Annotated in this window: 22 protein-coding genes; 11 read left to right on the top strand and 11 right to left on the bottom strand. The window is 60.7% G+C overall.

Annotated features, from left to right (window positions below; genetic code table 11):
• The first annotated feature begins 46 nt into the window (after window positions 1–46).
• Window positions 47–1,336, top strand: a complete 1,290-nt coding sequence (gene pncB / locus BM234_RS10205; protein WP_092064182.1) for a nicotinate phosphoribosyltransferase — start codon at window positions 47–49, stop codon at window positions 1,334–1,336.
• Window positions 1,337–1,423: 87 nt separating this feature from the next.
• On the opposite strand, the gene BM234_RS10200 is transcribed toward pncB, so the two are convergent.
• The 7 genes from BM234_RS10200 to BM234_RS10170 form a co-directional block, all read right to left on the bottom strand.
• Window positions 1,424–2,299, bottom strand: a complete 876-nt coding sequence (locus BM234_RS10200; protein WP_092064179.1) for a hypothetical protein — start codon at window positions 2,297–2,299, stop codon at window positions 1,424–1,426.
• A gap of 159 nt (window positions 2,300–2,458) precedes the next feature.
• Window positions 2,459–2,866, bottom strand: a complete 408-nt coding sequence (arfB, locus tag BM234_RS10195; RefSeq protein WP_092064176.1) for an alternative ribosome rescue aminoacyl-tRNA hydrolase ArfB — start codon at window positions 2,864–2,866, stop codon at window positions 2,459–2,461.
• A gap of 325 nt (window positions 2,867–3,191) precedes the next feature.
• Window positions 3,192–3,821, bottom strand: coding sequence for a queuosine precursor transporter (locus BM234_RS10190; protein WP_092064173.1), 630 nt, complete (start codon window positions 3,819–3,821; stop codon window positions 3,192–3,194).
• 81 nt (window positions 3,822–3,902) lie between these two features.
• Window positions 3,903–4,799, bottom strand: a complete 897-nt coding sequence (locus BM234_RS10185) for an esterase-like activity of phytase family protein (protein ID WP_092064170.1) — start codon at window positions 4,797–4,799, stop codon at window positions 3,903–3,905.
• Window positions 4,772–5,698 (bottom strand): penicillin-insensitive murein endopeptidase, encoded by a 927-nt coding sequence (gene mepA, locus BM234_RS10180; RefSeq protein WP_092064167.1) that lies wholly within the window; start codon window positions 5,696–5,698, stop codon window positions 4,772–4,774. The genes BM234_RS10185 and mepA overlap by 28 nt, the downstream gene beginning before the upstream one ends.
• The gene (locus BM234_RS10175) at window positions 5,665–7,029 is read right to left on the bottom strand and encodes an MFS transporter (protein ID WP_092064164.1); all 1,365 of its coding nucleotides are present in this window, start codon (window positions 7,027–7,029) and stop codon (window positions 5,665–5,667) included. The genes mepA and BM234_RS10175 overlap by 34 nt, the downstream gene beginning before the upstream one ends.
• A 46-nt stretch (window positions 7,030–7,075) precedes the next feature.
• Window positions 7,076–7,612, bottom strand: coding sequence for an acyl-CoA thioesterase (locus BM234_RS10170; protein WP_092064160.1), 537 nt, complete (start codon window positions 7,610–7,612; stop codon window positions 7,076–7,078).
• 128 nt (window positions 7,613–7,740) lie between these two features.
• Between BM234_RS10170 and BM234_RS10165 the strand changes: the two genes are divergently transcribed.
• The 3 genes from BM234_RS10165 (at window position 7,741) to yaaA (ending at window position 10,981) form a co-directional block, all read left to right on the top strand.
• Entirely contained in the window at window positions 7,741–8,028 is a 288-nt protein-coding gene (locus BM234_RS10165) for a YggT family protein (protein WP_092064157.1), read from the top strand.
• Window positions 8,029–8,094: 66 nt separating this feature from the next.
• A complete protein-coding gene (gene recQ, locus BM234_RS10160; protein ID WP_092064154.1) occupies window positions 8,095–10,134 on the top strand; it encodes a DNA helicase RecQ in 2,040 nt (679 codons plus the stop codon).
• 28 nt (window positions 10,135–10,162) lie between these two features.
• Window positions 10,163–10,981, top strand: a complete 819-nt coding sequence (yaaA, locus tag BM234_RS10155) for a peroxide stress protein YaaA (RefSeq protein WP_092064151.1) — start codon at window positions 10,163–10,165, stop codon at window positions 10,979–10,981.
• Here yaaA and BM234_RS10150 read toward each other — a convergent pair.
• Window positions 10,924–13,101, bottom strand: coding sequence for an ATP-binding protein (locus tag BM234_RS10150; RefSeq protein WP_092064149.1), 2,178 nt, complete (start codon window positions 13,099–13,101; stop codon window positions 10,924–10,926). The genes yaaA and BM234_RS10150 overlap by 58 nt on opposite strands.
• A gap of 218 nt (window positions 13,102–13,319) precedes the next feature.
• Between BM234_RS10150 and BM234_RS10145 the strand changes: the two genes are divergently transcribed.
• The 6 genes from BM234_RS10145 (at window position 13,320) to phoB (ending at window position 19,483) form a co-directional block, all read left to right on the top strand.
• Window positions 13,320–14,360 carry a substrate-binding domain-containing protein gene (locus BM234_RS10145; protein WP_092064146.1) on the top strand — a complete coding sequence of 347 codons (1,041 nt, stop codon included), beginning with the start codon at window positions 13,320–13,322 and terminating at the stop codon, window positions 14,358–14,360.
• A 63-nt stretch (window positions 14,361–14,423) separates the two neighbouring features.
• A complete protein-coding gene (pstC, locus tag BM234_RS10140) occupies window positions 14,424–15,887 on the top strand; it encodes a phosphate ABC transporter permease subunit PstC (protein ID WP_092064142.1) in 1,464 nt (487 codons plus the stop codon).
• Entirely contained in the window at window positions 15,884–17,248 is a 1,365-nt protein-coding gene (gene pstA, locus BM234_RS10135) for a phosphate ABC transporter permease PstA (RefSeq protein WP_092064139.1), read from the top strand. The genes pstC and pstA overlap by 4 nt, the downstream gene beginning before the upstream one ends.
• Window positions 17,249–17,260: 12 nt before the next feature.
• The gene (gene pstB, locus BM234_RS10130) at window positions 17,261–18,058 is read left to right on the top strand and encodes a phosphate ABC transporter ATP-binding protein PstB (RefSeq protein WP_092064136.1); all 798 of its coding nucleotides are present in this window, start codon (window positions 17,261–17,263) and stop codon (window positions 18,056–18,058) included.
• A 13-nt stretch (window positions 18,059–18,071) separates the two neighbouring features.
• Complete coding sequence (gene phoU, locus BM234_RS10125; protein WP_092064133.1) at window positions 18,072–18,788, top strand: phosphate signaling complex protein PhoU; 717 nt, start codon at window positions 18,072–18,074, stop codon at window positions 18,786–18,788.
• Between the two features lie 2 nt (window positions 18,789–18,790).
• Window positions 18,791–19,483 (top strand): phosphate regulon transcriptional regulator PhoB, encoded by a 693-nt coding sequence (phoB, locus tag BM234_RS10120; protein ID WP_092064130.1) that lies wholly within the window; start codon window positions 18,791–18,793, stop codon window positions 19,481–19,483.
• On the opposite strand, the gene BM234_RS10115 is transcribed toward phoB, so the two are convergent.
• Window positions 19,480–20,658 (bottom strand): acetyl-CoA C-acyltransferase family protein, encoded by a 1,179-nt coding sequence (locus tag BM234_RS10115; protein WP_092064127.1) that lies wholly within the window; start codon window positions 20,656–20,658, stop codon window positions 19,480–19,482. The genes phoB and BM234_RS10115 overlap by 4 nt on opposite strands.
• A 63-nt stretch (window positions 20,659–20,721) precedes the next feature.
• Window positions 20,722–21,465 carry a metallophosphoesterase gene (locus BM234_RS10110; RefSeq protein WP_092064124.1) on the bottom strand — a complete coding sequence of 248 codons (744 nt, stop codon included), beginning with the start codon at window positions 21,463–21,465 and terminating at the stop codon, window positions 20,722–20,724.
• 201 nt (window positions 21,466–21,666) lie between these two features.
• Between BM234_RS10110 and BM234_RS10105 the strand changes: the two genes are divergently transcribed.
• Window positions 21,667–22,044, top strand: coding sequence for a hypothetical protein (locus BM234_RS10105; protein ID WP_092064121.1), 378 nt, complete (start codon window positions 21,667–21,669; stop codon window positions 22,042–22,044).
• A 56-nt stretch (window positions 22,045–22,100) separates the two neighbouring features.
• On the opposite strand, the gene serA is transcribed toward BM234_RS10105, so the two are convergent.
• On the bottom strand, window positions 22,101–23,696 hold the full coding sequence (gene serA / locus BM234_RS10100) for a phosphoglycerate dehydrogenase (protein ID WP_092065176.1): 1,596 nt from the start codon (window positions 23,694–23,696) through the stop codon (window positions 22,101–22,103).
• Between the last annotated feature and the right edge of the window lie 35 nt (window positions 23,697–23,731).

Here is a 23,731-nt window from a genome sequence, read left to right as displayed (position 1 = left end):
CCGCATCGCGTAACACTTGGCCCCGGTAGGCCGAGGGAGACCCGATTTGGACATCGCGACACGCGTCTGGAACCACAAATGGAAGATCGATCCGATCGTCCGCTCGCTCATCGACACGGATTTCTACAAGCTGCTGATGTGCCAGTCGGTGTTCCGCAAGCACCCGAACACGCGGGTGACCTTCTCCCTCATCAACCGATCCCGCGACGTGCCGCTTGCCCGGCTCATCGACGAGGGGGAACTGCGCGAACAGCTTGACCACATCCGCTCCCTCTCGCTCAGCCGGGGGGAGAGCACATGGCTGCGCGGCAACACCTTCTATGGCAAACGCCAGATGTTCCGCCCGGACTTCGTCCACTGGTTCGAGAATCTCTCGCTGCCGCCCTACAACCTCGAACGCGTCGGCGATCAGTATGAGCTGACCTTCGAAGGCTCATGGCCGGAGGTGATGCTGTGGGAAATCCCGGCCCTCGCGGTGCTCATGGAATTGCGCGGCCGCGCCGTCCTGCACGACATGGGCCGGTTCGAGCTTCAGGTGCTCTATGCCCGCGCCATGACCAAACTCTGGAGCAAGGTGGAAAAGCTGCGCGGGGTCGACGGGCTCGCCATTGCCGATTTCGGCACCCGCCGCCGCCATTCCTTCCTCTGGCAGGATTGGTGCGTGCAGGCCATGCTCGAAGGGCTCGGCTCCAAATTCGTCGGCACCTCCAATTGTCTCATCGCCAAGAACCGCGATCTGGAGGCGATCGGCACCAATGCCCACGAATTGCCCATGGTCTATGCCGCGCTCGCCGAGGATGACGCGGCGCTCGCCCGCGCGCCCTATGACGTGCTCGCCGATTGGCATGAGGAGCATTCGGGCAACCTGCGCATGATCCTCCCCGACACCTACGGCACCGAAGGCTTCCTAGCCCGCGCGCCCGACTGGCTTGCTGGTTGGACCGGGATCAGGATCGACAGCGGCGATCCCGCCGCCGGGGCCGAAACCGCGATCCGCTGGTGGCAGGACCGGGGCGAGGACCCCAGGAAAAAGCTGGTCATTTTCTCCGACGGGCTCGATGTCGACAAGATCCTCGAATTGCACGCGCGCTTTGCCCACCGCACCCGCGTCAGCTTTGGTTGGGGAACCCTGCTCACCAACGATTTCCGCGGCCTGACCCCCGAAAACCGCCTCGCCCCCTTCAGCCTTGTCTGCAAAGCCATCTCCGCCGACGGCAGCCCCACGGTGAAACTCTCCGACAACCCCAACAAGGCCATGGGCCCGGAAGACGAAATCGCCCGTTACAAACGCGTGTTCGGAGTGGGGAAACAGGAACGGCTGGAGGTGGTGGTTTAAAGGCGGGCTATGCGGAAAGAATAAGCTTTCGCTGTCGTAGCTCCAACGGCTGCGTTCATTCGCCGAAAAATGAGGGAGCGGGGGGCGTCAATCTAGCGTCGCAGCTTCTTCAATCGCTCTGTCAACTGGTATCCGCGAAACGTCCGCCAAACTACCCACCATAAGGCACCCTTCCGTCCTAGCCTCAATCATGCCAGAAAGTTTTGCCATAGGAAGTATTCCCTCAAGGTCTTCCTGGTATCCACTGCGTTTGCGGAAGTTCATAATGCCCGGATAAAAGGCCTCCGTTGCTGCGGCGACCACCTCTGACACCGCGTCATCATCAAACTGCGCCACAAGACAATGCTCCGCCCGCGCCATGCTTGTTATCCAGCTTTTGAAAGCGCCTTCAAAGATCATACGGTATTCAGCCCGGAAATCCGTTTCGACCCTTTCGCCCTCTTGAAGCCCCATTGCGGCGTAAGAGCAGGCGCGGAATTGGCTCAAGGCCTCGACGTTGCCGTCCAATGACACCAAGTCTCGTATCTCAATTCCATCATCGTCCATCGCTTCCAAGGCGCGCGCCACATTGTGCCGCTCGTCAACGCTGAATATGCCGGCAGTTTTTTCGTCCACGTCTTGGCGCTGGACCTCGATGAGCGACGTATCGTTGAAATCAAACGAACGCTCACCGATACGCACCCCGCCGAAGGCGTCCTTGAATGCATCTGCATCACGCAGGCCCTGGCTGTCGAAGAACCGGCGGTAGACGGAAGCTCGATCGGAGATAATGAATTTGAGGGACCAGACGTCTTTGTAGTCAGATAGCTGCAAAGTGACGCTTTTTTCTGCATCCGTATGTAATGTCGTAAAGCAAGGATACCCACTACGATCTTCATAGAATTCGCCACCGGTTAAGGTCTCACCCGCCGACGCTTGGGCGCTCAATATCAGGATTGCTGAAATACCAAATGATCGAATCATACGTTTCCTCGCTCAAGCTTCTTCACTAACCTGCAACTTCTTGTGTCGCAAAAAAGATGCTATTCAGATCTATCGGTCTTCCGCGACATTTTTTGAAGTACCGGACATTCGTCCGCTTTGCAGCATCCGTCAAAGTCGGCTCAAAGCTATTCTCTGATCTTACACCTTCCCCCGCAGCGCCTTCACGTCGCCCCGGACCTTCTTCGCCTTGAGCCGCCGCTCTTTCGATCCGCGCGTGGGTTTGGTCGGGATGCGGCGTTTGGGTTTGACGGTGGCTGCCCGGATCAACTCGGCGAGGCGTTCGCGGGCGATCTCTCGGTTGCGCGCCTGACTGCGGGTTTCCTCCACCTGAATGATCAGCGCCCCCTCCTTGGTCCAGCGTCGCCCCGCGAGCCTGCGCAACCGCGCCTTGACCGGGCCGGGCAGGTTGGGGGAGCGCGCCGCCTCAAAGCGCAGTTCAACGGCGGTGGACACCTTGTTGACGTTCTGCCCGCCGGGCCCGGAGGAGCGGGTGAACTGCTCGGTCAACTCCCAATCGGCAAGCTCAATGTCGTCGGTGATCTTCATGGCCGTGTCATACCTTTTGTATGCCGCGGAGTCATACGTATGTCATACGAAAGTCACACCCGCTTTTCAGAGGGTTAGCCCAAAACGCCGAATAAAAAAAGGGCCGCCCGGCGATGGACGGCCCTTCCGAGAATTTGCGGAGGTGGGGCCGGTTAGGCAAGCCACCAATCCGGGGGGTCAGCCCCCTCAGGGCTGCCTCAGAGGATGACCTCCCGAACTGTTCCGACACCTCTCTCCAATGCTTCTCTCGACACTGGATCACCTCCTTTCTCAATGTTTCGCCTTTGAAAAAGGTGGCACAGTTTTTCGTGATGTCAAAACAAAATCATGTGGTGCGCGGCAAGAGCGCCCCCACGATGATGCGAAAAGGTACAAGCGCGATCAAAGCGACGGCAAGTTTGACAAGCCAATCGGCAAATCCAAGCGTGACCCAAAGCGGCGCAACCGGCCCCGTCATGAGGAACGGCACAGACTCCAGCGCCCAGGAAACCTGCGCATCGGCCATCGCGCCAAAGGTCAGGAACCCGGCAAAGGCGATCGTGAAGAAAAGCGCCGTATCCAGCGCAGAGCCCACCAGCGAAGAAACCAGAGGCGCGCGCCACCATTGCCCGCCGCGGAAGCGATCAAATACTTTGACATCAACAAGTTGCGCGACAAGAAACGCCGTGCCAGAGGCGATCGCGATGCGCAGTGGAACGGCGGGGCCGTACTCCAGCATGATCTGAGAGCCGATCAGCGAACAGACGACGCCCACAAGAAAACCGGCGAAAACCACTTTGCGCGCAGGCCCCGGACCATAGATGCGGTTCATCAGGTCGGTCACGAGAAAGGCAAAGGGATAGGTGAAGGCGCCCCATGTCAGGAGGCCGTCAAAGATCAGGAATTGAACGAGGATATTCGAGGCGACGACGATGGTCGCCATGGCGAGAACGCCGGGGAGGATGCTGCGGGTCATGACTGTTTTTCCGTTTTGACAAGGTCGCGGAGACTTGGGCCGCTAGGGCCGGAACGCGCGGTCTCTAGTGCAGAGCGCGGCTTATGGCAAGCTATACTCTACAATCTCGGTGCGCTGGAAGAACTTGAAATTGTCGTCCGAAACCATCGTCAGGCGTATGCGGCCTTGCCCATCGCGCCAGACCGAGAGCCCTTCGAGATTGTCATGAACCGCAGGGCCGCTTTCAAAAACTGGCTCTTCGGTGACTATCCGGTCCCCGTCGATGAGGAACCGCCTTACCCGAGAGCGAAACCGCAGTGAGGAGAATTCCCGCTCCAGCAGGTAAAGCCAACCGTCGGGGCCGAAATCCGCCTCCACGGGGAGGAATGCACCCCGCTCTGGCAGGCGGAAGGGCATTTCCCACTTTTTCCCCGTCAAGCGATAGACGGGATGTCCGGGCTGCCCGTCCGGGATCTCTTCGGGTATGGCGTAAATACGGCCACGCTGATCGATGGCCAACGACTCCAGTCCGCCGTTGGGCGCAAAGTCACGAAAGTTCGGCATCTCCCTCACCCAACGCGCGATGGAGAACGCCGGGTCATAGTGCCAAATGCGCGTGAACCCTTCGAAGGACACGAAATACCGCCCGTTTGAGGGATGCCGTGCGAACCCTTCGGGGTCAGGGTAGAAGCGCGGGGGGTAATTCCCCTTGTCATCGCGCAGCGGCACGGTTTGCACGTCGGAAATCCGCGTGATCTGGTTCCCTTCGCGCACGATCCTGCCGGAGAAAATCCTCCCCCGGTCAGAGAGCGCGACGAAGCTTCCACCCTCCGGATCAACCTCTATCCCAGAGAGTCCGCCAAATTCGTCATGGCCGAACTGCCATGTGTAACTTGCCTCGAAGCGCGCGGGCCCGGCTGGCGGTTCGGATGCGCCACCAGTCAGAGCCCAGACGACACCAAGAAGCGCCGCTAGGGCGCCTGTAATACGGAGACGCATTGAGCAGGCAACGACGCGAGGGTCAGTTCCGAGCGGGGCGCGGGGGCCGGTGCATTGGGGTCAGGCGGCGGCGGGTTGAGGATGTTGTTGACCCACGCCTGAGCATCGGCACAGCCATCACCCGGGGGCGGCGGGTCCTGATTGACGCACCCCGCCAATCCCGACGGACAGTTCAGGCGCACGTGGAAATGATAGTGATGCCCCCACCATGGCCGGATTTTCCGAAGCCATTCACGGTCGCCCGTCTCATCACCGCACATCTGAACCTTGGCACCGGGAAAGACAAAGATGCGCGCGACGCGTGGGTCCGATGCTGCGGCCTTGAGGATCTGGTGGTGTTGCGGGGTCCACTCCGAATTGACGAAGGCACCGCTTGACCGCCGCAGGGAAAGGGAGGACAGCGCCTCCCGTTCGCCCGAACTGAGATCAAGCCGGGACGCAGGCAGCAGCCAGATATCGGCGTCGAGGCCCATCTGATGACTGGCATGGCCGGTCAACATCGGCCCGCCGCGGGGCTGACTCAGATCGCCGATATACAGCCCTTCCCAACCCGGTTGTCGCGCGGCCTTGGCGCTGAGGTCGCGCAGATAGTCGATCAGCACGGGATGGCCCCAGTTTCGATTGCGCGACAGGCGCATCGCCTGCCATGTCGGGCCTGTTTCGGCAAGTTGCGCGGCCCCGGCGAGGCACCCCTTGGCATAGCTGCCGTAGGAGGCCGGCGTCTGGGCGGTCGGGCGGGGTTCCGCGCCAAAGAGCCGCTTTGCCGGTACACTGGCCAGAGGCGCGGGAACAGCGGCCGGAGCCGCGTCGTTGGCGCTGCTGGTGATGGGAGTGCTCTGGCCGCAAGCGGTCAGAAACAGCCCGATCAGTGCGGCGCTGAGGATGGATTTGCCTGCCATTCGGGGGTGTCTCCCTCTGCTTTGACCCAGCGTAGCAGGTAGAGACCCAGCAGGAAAAGCAAGATCAGCGGTGTAACACCGATTTGCTGGCTGCCGCTCAGCGCGGTGAGCGCCCCGATGCTGAGCGGTGCGATGAAGCTGGTGGCCTTGCCAGAGAGCGCATAGAGGCCGAAGGCTTCGGTCATGCGCTCTGGATCGGCCTGATAGACCATCATGGAGCGGCTGGAGGATTGCAGCACGCCGCCCGCGCCCCCCACGACCGCTCCGATCAGGTAAAAGGCATAGTCGGGGAGCGGCGATCCCGCAGGCACCGCCATCCCCAGCACACTGTGCCGCGTGATGAAGACCGTACAGATCGTGGCAATCGTCAAGGCGGTGATCGAAAGGATCAGCACGGGCTTGGGCCCAAGACGCGCATCCAGCATACCGCCCGCCCAGGCGAAACCCGCCCCGGCAATGATGGCGATCAGACCGAATATCCCGACGTTCACCACCGACCAGTCAAGCACACCCGCCGCATAGATGCCGCCGAACGCATAGATCCCGTTCAGAGCGTCGCGATAGAGCATGGAGGAGCCGAGAAAGGCGAAGAGGGAGCGTTGCCGGGGGATGGTGCGGATCGTATCCCGCAGGCGCTTCAGGGCGATGAGTGTGGCGCCCCGTGGCGCTTTGGGTGGTTTGGGGTCTCGCACGAACGCAAAGAAAGGGATCATGAATACGGCAAACCATATCGCGACGAAGGGCCCCACGCTTCGCGTACCCTCCCGCGCCGCAGTGTCAAAGCCAAGCACGGCAGGATCGAACCCGATCAGTGTGCGGCCGGTTTCGGCACTTTCTGCGAAGAAAAACAGCATCAGAACCAGCGCGAAAAGCCCGCCGAGATAGCCAAAGGCCCATCCGTTTCCCGATATGCGGCCGATGGCCTCTTTCGGGCCAAGGTCGGGGAGCATGGAATTCGTGAAGATCGTCGCGAACTCCATCCCTATCAGACCGATCGCGAAAAAGATCATGATTTGCAGCAAGTTATAACTGTCAGGTGCCGCCCACCACAGGCCCCCCGCGCCGATGATGTAGAAAACAGAGAATACCTTGATCCAGCGCATCCGGTGGCCAGAGACATCAGCGAGCGCGCCAAGTATCGGTGCGGTGAGCGCGATCACGAGCCCGGCAAGGCCGATACCGAACCCCCAGACCGATTGCGCCTCTGCGCCATCGCCGATGAGATCCTTGATGTAAGGGGCGAAGACAAAGGTCAGCAATAGCGTGTTGTAGGGTTGGCTCGCCCAGTCGAAGAAATACCAGCCCCAGATCCGCTTGCGCAACGTGGTCATCAAATGTCCTGCTCGTTTCGAGCGGATATGACAGGCTTTCTCCGGCTCAGGCAAGGGACTCCTGCATCGGGGGCCATGGGCGTGTCGCATCCGCCTCGCTCCACGCCCGGACCCATTCCGGCATGTCAGGAGAGGGGCCAAAGCTCGGGGCGGCCTCCCCGGGCGGCACGATCCCCGAAGGTCCGGTCACGGCGCAGCGCAGGAGCGCGTGGTTCGCGCATTCGCCCCCCGCCTTGAACATCGCTTGTTCCACATAGAGAAACCGGTCGTCCCAACACACCGCGCGGGAGCGCATCTCTACCCGTTCAAAGACGCGGATCCTGCGCCGATAGCGTACAGAAGCCCCGGCAATCACCATTCCCAGCTTCTTCTCGGACAGGATACGCGCCAGTCCGACCCGCACCGCCAGCGGTATCCGACCCAGATCATAGAACGTGAGCGTCCGGCCGTTGTTGAGCTCCATCCAAAGGTCGATGTCCCAAGGCCAGCAAATGTGATGCGACACATGCGTGCCCAGCGGCGAAAGTGGCTCCAAACGGCGCGCGGCCAGCATTTCCTTGGTGAAGCGGAAAACGGGGTACATCGGTCTGTCCTTTTGCACCGGATGGAGCATCGCGCAGACGCTTCGTCAACCACAACGCGGCGGAAGACTTGCTCTTTTGCCGTTCTGTGCTTAGGTCGGGCCGAACAAAAGCAAAGAGGCCGTTTCAGATGCAGTCGCTCTATCAGATCATCATGCTGATCCTTGATGTCGTGTGGTTCATCATGATTGCGCATATCATCATGAGCTGGCTCATCAGCTTTCAGGTGTTGAACACCCGCCAGCCGCTCGTCGCGCAAATCTGGTACGGGCTCAATCGTCTGCTGGAGCCGGTCTATGCGCCGATCCGGCGTTTCCTGCCCCCGATGGGCGGGCTTGACCTTGCACCGCTGGTCGCATTCATCATTCTTATCGCGCTTCGGATCGTTCTTCAGAACAACGTCGGGTTCTTTCTCTGACACCCTTGCCGCGCTAGTCTTGGTGTGGGATTGTCCCGCAAGAGGCAGATATAGTGGGCAGGTGGCATGACGGACGCGAACGGACTTCTCCGGGACGTATTCGGATTTGATGGCTTTCGTCCCGGTCAGGGCGAGATCGTCGAAGCCGTAGCAGCCGCGGAAAATGTGCTTGCGATCATGCCGACGGGTGGCGGTAAATCCCTCTGCTTCCAGCTTCCAGCCTTGCTTCGCGAGGGCGTCACGGTCGTCATCTCCCCTTTGATTGCGCTCATGCGGGATCAGGTCCGCGCGTTACGCGAGGCGGGGGTCGAAGCGGGCGCACTGACATCCGGAAATACCCAAGAGGAAACCGACGAGGTTTGGTCGGCGCTCGAAGCGGGCAGGCTCAAACTGCTCTACATGGCGCCCGAGCGGCTTGGCTCCGAAGGCGCGGTGCGGATGCTTCGCCGTATCGGGGTTACCCAAATCGCCGTCGATGAAGCCCATTGCGTCAGCCAGTGGGGCCACGACTTCCGCCCCGACTACCTGCGTATTGGGGCGCTGCGCCGGGCGCTCGATGTGCCGCTTGCCGCCTTTACCGCGACGGCGGACGCTGAAACTCGAACCGAAATCGTGGAAAAGCTCTTTGATGGGGAGACGCCCCGCACGTTCCTTCGGGGATTTGACCGTCCGAATATCCATCTCGCCTTTGCCGTAAAAGACGGCCCACGCCGCCAGATCCTCGACTTCGCTGAAGCGCGCAAGGGCCAGTCCGGCATCGTCTATTGCGGGACTCGCGCCAAGACCGAAGCAATTGCGCGGGCGCTGCGCGAGGCGGGGCATATTGCCTGCCACTATCACGGCGGTATGGAGGCCGAAGACCGGCGCGTCGTCGAAACCCGGTTCCAGCGTGAGGATGGCCTTATTGTGGTTGCTACCGTGGCCTTTGGCATGGGTGTCGATAAGCCCGATATCCGCTGGGTCGCGCATGCGGATCTGCCCAAAAGTATCGAGTCCTACTATCAGGAGATCGGCCGCGCGGGCAGGGATGGAGAGGCCGCAGAGACGCTGACCCTCTTCGGCCCGGAGGACATTCGTCTGCGCCGGTCCCAGATTGACGAGGGTCTGGCCCCGCCGGAGCGCCGCGGCGCGGATCACGCCCGGCTCAACGCGCTGCTCGGTCTGGCAGAGGCGATCGGGTGTCGCAGACAGATCCTGCTGGGCTATTTCGGGGAAGAGAGCAAACCCTGCGGCAAATGCGATCTTTGCGATCAGCCGCCAGAGACGTTCGACGCCACCACGGCTGTTCGAAAGGCGCTCTCGGCCATTCTACGCACGGGAGAGAATTTCGGCACGGGCCATCTGGTCGATATCCTGCTGGGGAACGAGACCGACAAGGTGCGCCAACGGGGCCATCAGAGCCTGCCCACCTTTGGCGTCGGCGGGGAATATGACAAACGTCAGTGGCAGGCGGTGTTTCGCCAGATGATGGGTCATGATCTGGTCCGTCCTGATCCTGAACGCCACGGGGCACTGCGGATGACCGAACCCGCGCGCGCGATCCTGCGCGGCGAGGAGTCGATCATCCTGCGCAAGGATACGTTGCAGGTTGCAAACCGGCGCCCCGCAGTGAAAGCCATGGTTCGCGACGAAGACGCGCCGCTTCTGTCAGCCCTCAAGGCCAAACGGCGCGCACTCGCGGAGGCGGCGACCGTTCCTGCCTATGTGATCTTTGCCGATCGCACGCTTATTGAGATGGCGGAGACGCGGCCAGCGGATCTCGACCAGATGGCCGGAATTTCCGGGGTCGGGGCCAAGAAGTTGGAGAAATATGGCCGCGTATTCCTTGAGGTCATCAACGGTTCGGTCGAGGACGTGCACCCAAACCGTCGCCGACTTGCCGGTTCAGATGCGGGATCGCTCTATGATCAGCTTTTGAAGGCACAGAGTGAGCTTGCGCGCGGTGAAAGCGGTATCGACAAGCCGCTAAGCTGTTCGGCCAGCCTGATCGCCAAGGTCGCACAGTCGCGCCCCCGAAGCGAAGAAGACCTTGGCCGGTTGCTGGGTGATCGCAGGGCGGAACGGTTCGGGGCCGCCTTTCTGGACGTGCTGCGGGCAGCGGGCTAGTTAGCCCTCCCAATCAAAGGAGACGCCGATGCTGATTGCGATTTCACCCGCGAAGAAACTTGACTGGTCACCGCGGGATATCGCCTGCACAGCGCCACACTTCGAGGCCGAGGCCATGGAGTTGGTCCGTGTGGCGCGCACTCTAGGTGTCGAGGATTTGCGCCGGCTCATGGGCCTGTCCGAAGATCTGGCGCGTCTCAACCACGCACGTTTTCAGGACTACGCCGAAACCCCGGAGCCGGAAGACACCCGCCCCGCAGCCTTCGCCTTCGCAGGGGATACGTATCAGGGGTTGGAGGCCGCCTCGCTCGACCACGATGAGTTGCTCTGGGCGCAGGACCGACTGCGGATCCTGTCCGGACTCTATGGCGTCTTGCGCCCCTTTGATGCCATTCAGCCCTATCGGTTGGAAATGGGCAGCCGCCTTGCAACGGACCGTGGCCGGAACCTCTACCAATTCTGGGGCGAGCGGATTTCCGAGGCCCTGAATGCTCAAGCTGCGCGGTTGGGGACGAAGTGGCTGATCAATTGTGCAAGTCAGGAGTATTTCGGGGCGGTTGCAGAGGGCGCACTGAACCTGCGTGTGGTCACGCCGATTTTCTATGAGGAAAAACCCGCAGGCCCAAAGATCGTCTCGTTTTACGCCAAGAAAGCCCGGGGCGCGATGGCCCGTTTCGTAATTCAGCATCGGTTGACCGACCCGGAAGCGTTGCTGGATTTCGATATCGCGGGATACCGGTATGTCCCCGACCTGTCGGAAGCGGATCGTCCCGCCTTCCTACGTCCGGCTCAGGCCGAAGCAGGCAAGGGTTCGGCAAAGGGAGAGCGGACCTCGGTCGGGGCATAGCGGCGGATCATCTCGACGAGTTCAGACTTGCGCAGCGGTTTGGTCAGGCAGTGTGTCATGCCCGCGGCGAGGATCTCTTCGGCTTCTTCCTCGGTGGCGTGTGCGGTCACGGCGATGATCGGTATCACGGCACCTGCGCCGGTCTCACGAATAAGGCGCGCCGCCTCTTTGCCATCCATTTCGGGCATCGACACATCCATGAAGATGATGTCAGGGGGTGACATCGCGACCTGATCGACCGCTTCCCTGCCTGTCTCGGCATAGGCAATATCGAGGTCCAGTCCGGCTATCATTTTGGTGAAAACCAGACGGTTGGTCCGGTTGTCCTCTGCGAGCAGCAGGCGCATTTGCCGGTCCGGTTGCAGGGGCTGTAGGTTCTGACGCGGCGCTGCGCGCACGGAGGAAAAGCGCAACGGAGCGCTTGAGGCCGGCGCAAGATCATAGAGTGCGGCAAGCAGATCCGCGCGGGAGACAGGTGGACGGAGAACAGCCTTCGGCCCGTGGGGTGGGGCGGGCCGATCGGTTTCCAATATCACCGGAGCGGTAAGCCCCGCTTTCTCCAGCTTCGCCTCCAGGTCCGGCCATTCGTCGTCGGCGGAGGTTTGACAGAGCAGGATTACCGAGGGTTCTGTGATCGCTGGGCCGATCTCTGCGGCCTCTTCGACGTGGAGGCCAAGCTGTGCAAGCTGCCGGGCCGCGATCACCCGCGATGATGTTCGCGCATCGATCACCATCACTCGGTCCATTCCGATCGGAAGGGGGCGCAACTCCGGAGAGGCGGCGGGCTCCACCGGAAGCTCCAACTCTACACCGAAGGTGGAGCCAAGCCCCAATTCGCTTTCGACCCAGATCTGCCCCTCCATCATATCGACCAGTCGCCGAGTGATCGACAAGCCGAGCCCCGTTCCCTCAAACCGGCGGCTCCGCGCATCTTCCACTTGATTGAATTCGCCGAAAACTTCGGGCACGAGATGCTCGGGGATACCGATGCCGGTATCCTCGACACTGATGTGCAACCGGCACAATTCCCCGGACGCGGGCGGCACTCCGGTCACGCGCACCTGCACTCCGCCTTCGGGCGTAAACTTCACCGCGTTGCCGATAAGGTTGGTCATGATCTGCCGAATGCGCCCCTGATCCCCCACGACTCGGGTCGGCATGAAGAGATCAAAGTCGAGATCAAGCGTGATGCCTTTTTCGCGGCATGCGGGCTGCAACAGAAGCAGGACCTCGTGCAAACACCGCTCCAGATCGAAGGGCTCAGGGTGCAGGACCATCCGCTGTGCTTCTAGCTTGGAGTAGTCGAGAACGTCATTGATGATTACAAGCAGAGCTTCGGCGGAATTTCGGATCGTATCGACATAAAGATGCTGGTCGGTATCAAGGGCGCTTTCCGAGAGAAGCTCCGCCATGCCGACAACGCCGTTCATGGGGGTGCGGATCTCATGGCTCATGTTGGCGAGGAATGCCGATTTGGTCCGGCTCGCCTCTTCGGCTCGGATCTGAGCTGCTTCGAGTTCCTTCTGGCGCAGGACCGATTCCGTGATGTCGATGACCAGCGATACCGTCTCGCCATCCGCAGTACGCTCATCGATCAGGCGCAGGTAGCGGTCTTCCCAAGTCCGGATTGCCTTTGGTGCGCGCGCGCCATCTGCCCAGCGTTCGAGCATCATCGAACGCCAATCGCGAGGGTCGAGGTCTTCGGGGTCGGCGATCCCTTCCTCCATGAGAAGTGTCAAAACATCCGCATAGGCGATCCCCGGCCCCACCACATCGAGGCCATCGAAAATCTCCAGATATGCGGAATTGGCGATGACCAGCGTGCTCTCCCGGTCGAAAACCGCGAATCCCCCCTCGATCGTTTCAATCGAATCCCAGAGGCGGCGCTCCGCGATCTGCACGCGTTTGTTCGCGACAGTCAGGTCGGTCTTGACGCGGAAGTTCTCATCGAGAACCTGCTCCATCTCAGCACGTTTTTGCGCGATTTGCTCAGTAAATTGACCAGAGGACTTGGCCAGACGGCGATTCACCGCCTCCAGTTCCGCCTGTTTCAGCTCCAGCTTGCGCTCCGCCGCGAGGCGCGCGCGCCGCTCGGCCGCGAGTTTGGTGATCAGTTCCATGCAGGTTCCCTGCCGCCGCAACTCGGCCAACGTTCCAGATCGCGGTGAACAAAGGCTTACCCGTCGTCATCTCAAGTTTTTTGCCCGAACTCGCGCGAGGCACCCGCCATTTCATAATACTGTTACATAACGCTTACATTAGCGTCACCGAAGACCCCTAGGAGGGCGACAGCGGCCGCACTGACGCGGCCCGGACCTGACCAAACTGTGAGATCCCTATGTCACTTGTGAAACTGACCGCCTCCACTCTGACGATCGCCGCCGTTTCCGCAACTGCGGCCATGGCCCGCGACAACGTGCAAGTCGCTGGTTCCTCGACGGTGCTGCCCTATGCCTCCATCGTCGCCGAAGCCTTCGGCGAAAACTTCGACTTCCCGACCCCCGTCGTGGAATCGGGCGGCTCTTCCGCAGGCCTCAAGCGTTTCTGCGAAGGCGTGGGCGAAAACACGATCGACATCGCCAACGCGTCCCGCGCGATCCGCGAGAAAGAAGTAAAGGCCTGTGCCGAAGCCGGCGTTTCGGAAATCATCGAAGTGCGCATCGGCTACGACGGGATTGTCTTTGCCTCGCAACTCGACGGCCCCGAGTTCACGGCCTTCACCCCGTCCGACTGGTACAATGCTCTGGGCCAGAAGGTCGTGGTCGATGGCGCGCTTGTCGACAATCCCCACGCACAGTGGTCCGACTTCAATGCCGACCTTCCCGCCGTTGAGATCGCCTCGTTCATCCCCGGCACCAAGCACGGCACCCGCGAAGTGTTCGAAGAAAAGGTTCTTCTTCAAGGTTGCGAAGATACGGGCGCGATGGAAGCGATGATCTCCGGCGGCATGTCCGAAGATGATGCCGAAGCGGCCTGTATGGCTGTGCGCACAGACGGTAAATCGGTCGATATCGACGGCGACTACACCGAAACGCTTGCTCGTATCGACTCCAACCCCAACGGTGTTGGTGTGTTTGGTCTGGCGTTCTACGAGAACAACACCGATACGCTGAAAGTCGCAACGATGTCCGGTGTGGCACCGTCGACCGAGAGCATCGCATCGGGTGAGTATCCGGTATCGCGCCCGCTGTTCTTCTACATCAAGAAGGCCCACATCGGCGTCATCCCCGGCCTCAAGGAATTCGCTGAATTCTTTGTCTCTGACGAGATTGCCGGCCCCGATGGCCCGCTCGCGAACTATGGCCTGGTTTCCGACCCCGAGCTTGGCAACACCCAGTCCACCGTGGCTGACGAGCATACCATGGGCACGAACATGTAAGTAACGACCGGGGAGGGCGCACGCGCTCTCCCCACTACTTTTCCCTCAACTGGATGGTGCGGCATGCCGGTTTCCTGGATCATGATTATCCTCTTTGCGCTCGCGGTCCTTGGTTATGTCCTTGGCCGTCGCCGCGCGCTCGCCTCCGCTGGCGGGGATATGCGAAACCTTCATTCCCTTCCGTCCTATTACGGCTCTCATGTGGCATTGTTCGCGGTCGCTCCCGCAGTGGCGTTGCTGGCGATTTGGTTGGTTGTCCAACCCATGGTGATCAGCAGCAGCGTAGCAAGAAGCTTTCCCGACGGCGCGATCTCCGAGGGGTCATCGCTCAGTCTGGTGATGAGCGACGTAAAGCGCGTAGCAGACGGGCTCAACGTCGCGGTCGAACGCGGAGCTCTCTCCGCCGAAGAGGCCGGGTCAGTCAGCGCCGGTGCTACGAATATCCGCGAGCGGCTCGGATCGGTCGGTGTCGCGTTGGGCTCTGATGTCGACTCTTCGGTACTGGATGCGGCGCAAAAATACCGCGCCTATGCATCGACCGGGCATTTGATCATGACCCTAGCGGTTCTTGGGCTGGCTTTGACGGGGTTCATCTACGGGATGGCGCAGATGCGCGCTGAGTTCCGCGCGCGCAACATCGTTGAGCATGCCGTGAAAGCCCTGCTAGTCTTTGCCGCCTCCATCGCGGTTCTGACGACGGTAGGCATCATCTTTTCTTTGATCTTCAATACCATAGAGTTTTTCAAACTCTACCCCGCGCGGGACTTCTTTTTTGGCCTCACTTGGGCCCCCAGCTTTGGTGGGGGATCAGAGTTGGGGATGCTGCCTCTCCTCTGGGGCACGCTGTATATCTCTCTCATCGCCTTGGCCGTGGCTGTGCCAATCGGGCTTTTCGCGGCAATTTACCTCTCCGAATATGCCTCCCCCAAGATGCGGGCGATCGCCAAGCCCCTGCTCGAAGTGTTGGCCGGTATCCCCACGATCGTCTATGGCCTGTTCGCGCTTCTGACGGTCGGGCCCCTGTTGGTGAGCATCTTTGGGCGTGAAGGGCTCAACTGGATGCAGGCGGGAACGGCCGTGATGACCGCTGGCCTTGTAATGGGCGTGATGTTGATCCCCTTCGTCAGCTCGCTTTCGGATGACATTATCAACGCGGTTCCTCAAACCATGCGCGACGGCTCGCTCGGCCTCGGCGCGACACATAGCGAGACCGTGCGGCAGGTCGTTCTTCCGGCGGCGCTTCCCGGCATCGTCGGTGCGATCCTCCTGGCCGCCTCTCGCGCAATCGGTGAGACGATGATCGTCGTCCTTGGGGCCGGTGCGGCTGCGCGGCTCAGCCTCAATCCTTTCGACGCGATGACGACCGTTACCGCGAAAATCGTGAGCCAGCTCACGGGCGACGCCGATTTCGCCAGCCCCGAAGCGCTGGTCGCCTTTGCGCTTGGCATGACGCTTTTCGTGATCACGCTCGGCCTTAACATCATCGCACTCTTCATCGTGCGCAAATACCGGGAGCAGTACGAATGAGCGACGCAACCTCGGGCGGGGCCGTTCCCGCCGCAGGATCCCGCCGCCATGGATCCATCTTGCAACTGGATGCCCGCACCAAAAAGCGCAACGCCAAGGAAGCGCGGTTTCGGGCCTATGGCCTTGGCGCGATCATCATCGGGCTGGTTTTTCTGGTCACGCTTCTGACGGCAATCGTATCCAACGGCGTCGGCGCGTTTCAGCAGACCTTCATCGAAGTGCCGGTCTATCTCGACCCACAGAAACTCGACAAGACTGGCAATCGCGACGCCGCTGAAATGGCAAAGGTCAGCACCTTTGGATACACGCCCCTGATACAGCAGGGGCTGCTTGATCTTGTCGACCGGGAAGGCATAGACGCACCTTTCGAAAAAGCTGGCGATATGAAGGCGCTTATTTCCGCCTCTGCCGCCGCGAAAGTGCGGGACTATGTTCTGGCCAATCCCGATGCGCTTGGTGAAACGCGCGGGTTCGAGCTTCTCGCGTCATCGCGCGTGGACGGATATCTCAAGGGGCGTGTTACGCAGGAAAGCGTGGAGCGGGATCGAAACATCTCGGCAGAGCATCTCCAGCTTGCGGATGCGCTGCGTGAGATCGGGGCGATCCGCAAAGGCTTCAATTCCGAATTCATCTTCGGGGCCGATGCCTCCGAAAGCCGGGCTGAACAGGCCGGGATCGGTGTGGCGATACTGGGTTCCTTCTTCATGATGCTGGTTGTGCTGGCCTTCTCCCTTCCAATTGGGGTTGCCGCCTCGATCTATCTTGAAGAATTCGCGCCGAAGAACCGTCTGACCGATCTGATCGAAGTGAACATCTCGAACCTCGCGGCGGTCCCATCGATCGTTTTCGGTATCCTGGGGCTGGCGGTCTTCATCGAGTTTGCGCATCTGCCGCAGTCGGCCCCGTTGGTTGGCGGGCTGGTTCTCACGCTGATGACCTTGCCGACGATTATTATTTCCACGCGCGCTTCCCTCAAGGCGGTGCCCCCGTCGATCCGTGACGCCGCGCTTGGGATCGGTGCGTCTAAGATGCAATCGGTCTTTCACCATGTCCTGCCACTTGCCGCGCCCGGCATCCTTACGGGGACAATTATCGGACTGGCGCAGGCTCTTGGGGAAACCGCGCCGCTGCTGCTGATCGGCATGGTGGGCTATATCGCCACCAACTACCCTGACGGGATCAGCTCCGGCTTTCTCGATCCGAACTCCGCTATGCCCGCCCAGATCTACGAATGGGCCAAGCGTGCGGATCCCGCCTATTACGAGCGCGCTTGGGGCGGTATCATCATCCTGTTGGTCTTCTTGCTGACCATGAACATCATCGCAATCATCCTTCGTCGCCGTTTCGAGCGCCGCTGGTAAGGGAGAGCGACCATGAACGACATGACACTATTGGAGCGCGGCGTGCAGACGGACGACATCAAGATTTCGGCCCGGAACGTCGAGGTTTTCTACGGCGATACCCACGCCATCAAGAATGTGAACGTGGAGATTCAGGACAAGACCGTGACGGCCTTCATCGGCCCGTCCGGCTGTGGCAAGTCGACCTTTTTGCGCTGCATCAACCGGATGAACGACACGATCGACATCTGCCGGGTGAAGGGAGACATCCTGCTGGACGGTGAGGATATCTATGATCCCAAGGTCGATCCGGTCCAGCTTCGCGCAAAGGTGGGCATGGTCTTCCAAAAGCCGAACCCGTTTCCCAAGTCGATCTATGACAATGTGGCCTATGGCCCCAAAATCCATGGGCTTGCGCGCAACAAGGCAGAGCTTGACGAGATTGTGGAAAGGGCACTACGCCGCGGGGCAATCTGGGATGAGGTCAAGGATCGGCTACACTCGCCGGGCACGGGCCTTTCCGGGGGCCAGCAACAGCGCCTTTGCATCGCGCGCGCAGTGGCGACGGAGCCAGAGGTTCTCTTGATGGACGAACCGTGCTCCGCGCTCGACCCCATCGCCACGGCGCAGGTCGAGGAGTTGATCGACGAGTTGCGTCAGGATTACTCGGTCGTGATCGTGACCCATTCGATGCAGCAAGCTGCGCGGGTGAGCCAGAAAACCGCCTTCTTCCACCTCGGGACCCTTGTGGAATATGGCGCCACTGATCGAATTTTTACCTCCCCCGAAGATCCCCGCACCGAAAGCTACATCACCGGCCGGATCGGCTGAGAAGGGCATCGCCATGTCAGACCAACACATTCTCTCCGCATATGATCGCGACCTTGAGTCTATTCAGGCGATGATCATGAAGATGGGCGGCCAGGTCGAAGCCGCCATTCGAGACGCTGTCCGGGCGCTCGAAACGCGCGATAGCGATCTCGCCATGAAGGTTCGCGTCGGTGATCGCGCCATCGACGAGCTGGAGCAACTGATCAATGAGCAGACCGCGCGTATCATCGCGCTCCGCTCGCCTACGGCTGTCGATCTGCGGGTCGTTCTCTCGGTGATGAAAATAAGCGCCAATCTCGAGCGCTGTGGGGACTTCGCCAAGAATATCTCCAAGCGAACCGGTGTCCTGCTGGAATCGCCCCCGATCGAGAGTACGGCCGCGACGGTGCGGCGAATGGCGCGCCAGACCGAACTCATGCTGAAGGATGCGCTGGATGCCTATATTCACCGCGATCCGCAACTTGCCGAGAGCGTAATCGATCGCGACGTCGATGTGGATCAGATGTACAACACGCTCTTCCGCGAATTGCTGACCCACATGATGGAAGATCCGCGCCATATCACGGCCTGCATGCACCTGCATTTCATCGCCAAGAACATCGAACGGATCGGGGATCGCGTCACCAATATCGCTGAGCAGACGGTCTATATGGTGACCGGTGAATTGCCGACGGAAAAGCGCGCAAAGGCTGATCATACGGCAACTGAAACGATCGATTTCGGAGCATAGCCATGGCAGCCTCGTCAAAGCCGGTCGTTCTCGTGGTGGAGGATGAAACCTCACAGCGCGAAGTGTTGCGGTATAATCTGGATGCGGATGGCTTTGATGTCGTCATGGCCGAAGATGGCGAAGAGGCCCTGCTTCGTGTCGATGAGGAAAGCCCCGACATCATCCTGCTTGACTGGATGATCCCGCTGGTTTCCGGCATCGAGGTCTGTCGCCGCCTGAAGCTCCGCAGCGAAACGCGGGCAATTCCCATCATCATGCTTTCTGCCCGTTCCGAGGAAGTGGACCGGGTGCGCGGGCTTGAAACCGGTGCCGACGACTACATGGTCAAACCCTATTCGGTAATAGAGTTGATGGCCCGCGTGCGCACGCAGTTGCGGCGATCCCGCCCGTCGTCCGTCGGGGAACTGCTCGAATACGAGGACATGCGGCTCGATTCAGAAAGTCACAAGGTCTTTCGGGGCGGTCAGGAAGTACGCCTCGGCCCCACCGAATTCCGCATCTTGTCGACCTTCATGGAGCGGCCCGAGCGCGTCTGGAGCCGTGAGCAACTCCTGAACCGCGTCTGGGGCCGTGACCTTTATGTGGATACGCGGACCGTCGACGTGCACATTGGCCGCCTCCGCAAGGCGCTGATGTCTCATGGCGGCGCAGATCCGGTGCGGACGGTCCGCGGTGTTGGCTATTCGCTCGGCTAGACCCGCTCGATGGCCAGCGCGATACCTTGCCCGCCGCCAATGCACATGGTGACGATGGCGCGCCGCCCTTGGGTTCGTTCAAGTTCGTAGAGTGCCCTGACCATCAGGATCGCACCGGTGGCGCCAACCGGATGGCCAAGCGCGATCGCCCCTCCGTTCGGATTCACCTTCGCGGGATCGAGACCGAGCGAGCGATTGACCGCGATGGCTTGTGCGGCGAAGGCCTCGTTCGACTCGATTACATCAAAATCTCCGACCTCCAGACCAGTTCGCGCCAACAAAGCTTCTACGGCGGGGATGGGTCCGATCCCCATGACCTCGGGACGGACGCCCGCGTGGGCGTAGCCGAGAATACGGGCGCGCGGTGTCAAACCTGCTGAGTTGGCGGCCTCGCCCCGTGCCAGAAGCAATGCGGCGGCACCGTCGTTGATCCCGCTGGCGTTTCCTGCCGTTACGCTCCCGTCCTTGCGAAAAGCGGGTCGTAGTCCGGCCAGTGCCTCGGCGCTCGTGGCCTTGGGGTGTTCGTCGCGATCAAACTGGATGACATCGCGGCGTTTTCGTACCTCAACAGGGACGATCTGATCGGTGAAATGACCGGCCTCGATCGCGCGGGCGGCGCGGGACTGGCTTTCGAGCGCGAAGGCGTCCTGATCTTCGCGGGATATGCGATGTTCCGCGGCCACGTTCTCGGCGGTCACCCCCATATGCCCCGTCCCGAAAGGACAGTTCAGCGCCCCAAGCATCATATCCTGGGCCGTCACATCGCCCATCTTGGCGCCCCAACGTTGGTCAGAAAGAATGAACGGGCTGCGAGACATGCACTCGGCTCCGCCAGCCAGTGCAAAATCGCAATCTCCAAGTGCGAGCGACTGGACAGCCGAGACAATGGCTTGCGCGCCTGACCCGCAGAGCCTGTTGACGTTCATGGCGGGTGTGGTGTCCGGTACTCCGGCCTGCATGGCGGCGGCACGGGAAAGGTACATATCGCGCGGTTCGGTATTGATCACATGGCCGAAGACGACCTGCCCGACGCGGTCGGGGGAAATGCCCGCCCGCTCGATCGCGGCGCGCGATACCGTGGCGCCGAGGTCGATCGGTGAGGTCCCTGCAAGCGCGCCGCCAAAGCCACCGATAGCGGTACGTGCGCCGCTGAGGATAAAGATATCGTCTGCCATGAAAGCCTCCCGTTTTGTGATACTGTGCATCGCGGCGAGAGGCTTGTCATCGGCGACGTGCCGTCAGATCGGCGGCGAGAGAGCCACCCTGCCGCCCTTGGTCAACAGCCAGCAGTTTTGCCCCTCGATGACGGCGGGATAGAGCGCGCGACCGTGACCTGCGCCGCCGTCCAGATCAATGCGGTTCCCGAAGTGCTGCGGCACCTCAAGCGCGGTGTGGCCATGCACGACGAGCCAAGGGAAGGGGCCGTCGTGCTCAAGGAAAGGTTGCCTGATCCAGACGAGATCATCTTCGGCTTGATCTCTGAGCGGAACGCCCGGCCGGATGCCAGCGTGAACGAACAGCACGTCTCCCCGCTGATGATAAAGAGGAAGGCCGGCGATAAAGTCCATGTGCCGTTCAGGGACCGTATCACGCGCTTCTTCGTGCATTTCCGACAGCGGCGGCAAGGGGGCGTCGATATCTGGACCAACCCCGTAGCTGGAGAGGGTCGTCCTCCCACCGAGCGGCGGCTCAAGCCAGTGGCGCCCTGACTTGATCGCATCGTCATGGGCCACGCCCTCTACGACGAAGCGCCGCAGCATTCGGTCGTGATTGCCCATGAGGCAGGTCCACGGGCGCCCGGCGGCTTGCCCGTCTATCAAGCGCTGCAGAACGCCCGCGCCATCCGGTCCTCGGTCAACATAGTCGCCAAGAAAGACGATTTCCGCGTCCGGGCCGCCATCTGAGTGAATGAGTTCAAGCGCCGCGTCGAGCTTATCGGCATGGCCGTGAATGTCGGGGAGGGCATAGATCGGTTTGGTCATGAAAACGGGCTACCTTAGGGAAGGATCGTTGGGAAGCGCAAAGCGGCCCGGTTTGCCGCTCTCCAGCTTCGCCGGCTTTCTCGAATGTGTGGTCGCATCACTGTTTTGTCGAATCTGTCAAATTGTGGCATGATCGCGGGATTATATAGCAATGACTTTTCCTCCCTCGGGACGTGCCCTGAGGACAATTGGAGCTTTAGTATGACGGGAATTGCCAAATATTTCCTGCTCGGGGCGATCCTGAGCGCGATCCTCGGGATGTGCTGGGGCATTGTGATGAGTGCCTCCGGGGATCATTCTCTCTCGCCCGCCCATGCGCATTTGAACCTGCTGGGCTGGGTGAGTTTTTCAATTTTCGCGGTCTATTATCATCTTGTGCCGGAGGCGGCGGAGGGTGTTCTCGCCAAAGTCCACCTCACGCTGGCGTTCATCGGCCTCGGGCTCATCGTACCGGGCATCGTCCAGGCCGTGACTTTGCAAGGCGAGACACTTGCCAAGCTTGGATCAATCCTGACGGTCCTGTCGATGTTGTGCTTTGGAGTGGTGGTGCTGCGCTCCGGGCGCATGCAAGCGGCATAAGCCGAAATGTTCGGTAGAGGCCCCCGCCCGGGAAATACCGGGCGGGGGCCAATTGGTTATTGCGCGGCGAACTCCAGCGGTTTGACTTGTTGGAACAAGCCGGTCTCCTTGAGTTCAGCAAGGACCGCAGGCGGAACAACGTCATCGACATAAAGCAGTGCGATCGCTTCGCCTTTGGCGGCTTTGCGCCCAAGGGTAAAGTTGGCGATGTTGATCCCGTGCTTGCCGAAGGTCGCGCCCAGCGTGCCGATGATCCCGGGGACATCCTCGTTGGTGGTATAGATCATGTGCTGGCCGATCTCGGCGTCTATGTTGATGCCCTTGATCTGGATGAAGCGGGGTTTCCCGTCCGAGAAGACCGTGCCCGCGATAGACCGCTCTCGCGTGTCGGTTTTCACAGTGACCTTGATGTAGCCTTCGAAAACGCCGGTCTGTTCCTGACTCGTCGTGGCCAGCTTCATGCCGCGATCCTTGGCGATCACGGGGGCAGAGACCATATTCACATCCGGATTGCTCGCCTTCAGGATGCCCGCGATCGCGGCACAGTTGAGCGCCTCGAGGTTCATCTCTGCTGCCACGCCGTCATATAGGATGGTGATCTCCTTGACCGGCTCATCCGTCATCTGACCGATAAACGCACCGAGGTGATCGGCGAGCTTGATCCACGGACCCATCACCTTGGCTTCCTCGGCGGTGACCGACGGCATGTTGAGCGCGTTCTGAACCGCGCCCGTCAACAGATAGTCCGACATCTGCTCGGCGACTTGCAGGGCGACGTTCTCTTGTGCCTCGGTGGTGGAGGCCCCGAGATGCGGGGTGCAAACCACATTCGGCAACCCAAAGAGCGGGTTTTCAGTGGCAGGCTCGACCGCGAAGACGTCGAAAGCAGCGCCCGCGATATGGCCTGATTGAAGCAGGTCCGCGACCGCCTGTTCATCCACGAGGCCGCCACGGGCACAGTTGATGATCCGCACGCCCTTCTTTGTCTTCTCCAGCGCCTCGCGCGACAGGATATTCTTGGTCTGGTCGGTGAGTGGAACGTGCAGGGTGATGAAATCGGCCCGCTTCAGCAGGTCATCCAATGCGACCTTTTCCACGCCCATCTTGTCGGCTTTTTCCTGACTCAGGAAAGGGTCATAGGCGACCACCTTCATCCGCAAACCGCGCGCCCGGTCACAAACGATGCCGCCGATGTTGCCCGCACCGATGACCCCGAGGGTTTTGCCGGTCAGCTCGACCCCCATGAACTTGGACTTTTCCCATTTGCCCGCATGTGTGGAGGAGGACGCTTCGGGCAGTTGACGCGCCACGGCGAACATCATCGCGATGGCGTGCTCCGCGGTGGTGATCATGTTGCCAAACGGGGTGTTCATCACGATCACGCCCTTCTTGGACGCGGCTTCGCGGTCGACATTGTCCACGCCGATGCCCGCACGCCCGACGACCTTCAGGTTGGTGGCGCGTTCCAGCAGTTTGTCCGTCACCTTGGTGGCAGAGCGAATGGCCAAGCCGTCGTACTGGCCGATTAGCTCAGCCAATTTTTCCTTGTCCTTGCCGAGTTCGGGCATGAAATCGACGTCGATGCCGCGATCGCGAAAGATCTGAACAGCGGTTTCCGACAGCTTGTCAGAGACGAGTACCTTGGGAGCCATGATCATGGTCCTTATCTTGATGTATGGGGGCGGAG

Origin of the sequence: Poseidonocella pacifica, from assembly GCF_900111875.1 — a bacterium.
Classification (GTDB): Bacteria; Pseudomonadota; Alphaproteobacteria; order Rhodobacterales; family Rhodobacteraceae; genus Poseidonocella; species Poseidonocella pacifica.
This window is presented reverse-complemented; position numbering and strand designations above follow the sequence as displayed.